The sequence below is a fragment of the Bradyrhizobium sp. genome, from assembly GCF_049798375.1.
Classification (GTDB): domain Bacteria; phylum Pseudomonadota; class Alphaproteobacteria; order Rhizobiales; family Xanthobacteraceae; genus Bradyrhizobium.
This window is the reverse complement of the sequence record NZ_JBARGP010000291.1, coordinates 1-2,055: the sequence shown is the minus strand read 5'-3', so window position 1 is coordinate 2,055 and position 2,055 is coordinate 1. Positions and strand designations below refer to the sequence as shown.

Sequence of the window (2,055 nt, the reverse complement as noted above, 5' to 3'; positions counted from 1 at the left end):
CCGCGGCGCCACTGGCTCAGGCCTTTCGGCCGGGCTTGCGGGTCCGTCGCAGGCTCTCGCCGTTGAGATCGATCCGGTGGGCGTTATGGACCAGGCGGTCGAGGACGGCGTCCGCGTAGGTGGGGTCACCCAACACGTCAGAGTACCCCTATTCTCGAGCGGGTCGTGTCTCACGTCACGATGACTGACCCGCATCATTTTCTTTTTGGACACCGGCTTGAGGTGCTGAAGGAGCGGTCGGGGCGCGGTCCCGCCTACGTCGTTGTCGTGCTGCCGGACGGCCGGCCGCGGGCGGTTCAGATCGCGTCGACGGATCTTGCCGAGACGATAACTTCCGGCCCGAACGCCGCCGATCTGCCGCGCATCAGCGCACGTACGCTGATCCCATTGATGCAACATTTGAGCGCGAGTCTGAGCCTTCTCGACGAGAAGGTGATTCGCGATGACCCACCGACCGCTTCCAGGTCGCGTTGCGTATCGACCCCTACCGACGTTGGCAAATCCATTTGGTCGTCCGGCCGACATTCCGCGCCTGTGGCCGAATCTGTCGACCGCGACGCAAACCCAGATCGCTCAAATCTTCGCCGCGCTGCTGCGGCGAATGCAAGCGGTTCCCGGCACGCCCGGAAGGGGACTGGGTCGTGCTGATCAGCTTGAACGTCGCTGACGAGCGGCTCACGACTGCGCACCGAGCCAAGTTGGCCTATGTTTACGTGCGGCAGTCATCCGTGAAACAGGTGCGCCAGCATCAGGAGAGCACGGAGCTGCAGTACCGCCTCGTCGATCGCGCCATCGGTCTGGGCTGGCCGCCGGAGCGCGTCCAGGTCATTGACGAGGATCTGGGCAAGTCCGGTGCTGGCGGTGTGGATCGTCATGGCTTCCAGAAGCTCATTGCCGAGATCGGTCTTGGCAACGCCGGTCTTGTGGTGAGCCTGGACGCTTCTCGCTTGGCCCGCAACAACCGGGACTGGCATCAGTTGCTCGAACTGTGCTCGGTGTTCGGTGTGCTCATTGCGGATGGGGAGCGGCTTTACGATCCGCGCGCCTACCACGACCGCCTGCTGTTGGGCTTGTCCGGCATCATGAGCGAGGCGGAGTTGCATCAGCTTCGGATGCGCCTTCACCAAGGGGAACGCCAGAAGGCGGCGCGGGGCGAACTGCGGCTGCCTCTGCCAGCCGGGCTCGCCTATGATCGCGCCGGCACGATTATTCTCAATCCTGATGAGGAGGTACAGGCCCGTCTTCATCTCGTTTTTGCCAAATTCCAGGAACTGCAAAGCGCCCGCCGTGTGATGCGGTACTTGGACCGGAACGGATTGTCCTTGCCGGTTCGGCCGCCGCTTGGACCAGCTCCACACGAGACCGTCTGGCGTGTGCCAGATAGTGCGCGCGTCCTTAGTATCCTTCAAAATCCGGCTTATGCTGGGGCGTATGTTTATGGCCGCCGGCAAAAGGATCCGAGCCGATGCCAAGCGGGATCGCTGACGGGAACGGTCAAGGTGGCGATCGCCGACTGGGCGGTTTGCCTCCGCGCTGCTCACCCGGGTTATATCAGCTGGGAGGAGTTCATGGCCAACCAGCGGCGCCTGGCAGATAACGTCGCCCACTTTGAGGCAGGACATTCTGGCGTGCCGCGCAAGGGGGCAGCCCTGTTACAAGGAATTGCGATCTGCGGCCGTTGTGGACGGCGCATGAGCATGCGCTACACAGGCCCGAATGCCGACTATCCGGTCTATTGCTGCCGCTCGGATCGGGACCAGCAAGGCAGTTCTCTGTGCCAGGAAGTCCGGGCCCTGGCGGTTGACGCCTTGGTCGAGCGGGTGGTCCTCGACGCCCTGGTGCCGGATCAGATTGAGATCGCACTCGCGGCGGCGGGCCAACTGGAGCTGGAGAGCCGCCAGCTCGAGCGCCAGTGGGCGCTTCGGGTGGAGCGCGCCCGCTACGAGGCCGAGCGCGCTCGACGTCAGTATGACGCCGTAGAGCCCGAGAACCGTCTCGTGGCGCGCTCACTTGAGCGGGCTTGGGAAGAGAAGCTGCGTGCCGTCGAGGCGGTCG

General features: G+C 64.0%; 1 protein-coding gene and 1 pseudogene. One reads left to right on the top strand and one right to left on the bottom strand.

The window, feature by feature from the left end; genetic code table 11:
• Positions 1 to 16: 16 nt before the first annotated feature.
• Positions 17 to 133 (bottom strand): annotated as a pseudogene (locus WA702_RS12495) (ATP-binding protein); the annotation flags it as partial.
• A gap of 508 nt (positions 134 to 641) precedes the next feature.
• Here WA702_RS12495 and WA702_RS12490 point away from each other — a divergent pair.
• Positions 642 to 2,055: recombinase family protein (locus WA702_RS12490; protein WP_425110833.1), on the top strand; the 1,414-nt coding region annotated here is incomplete at its 3' end.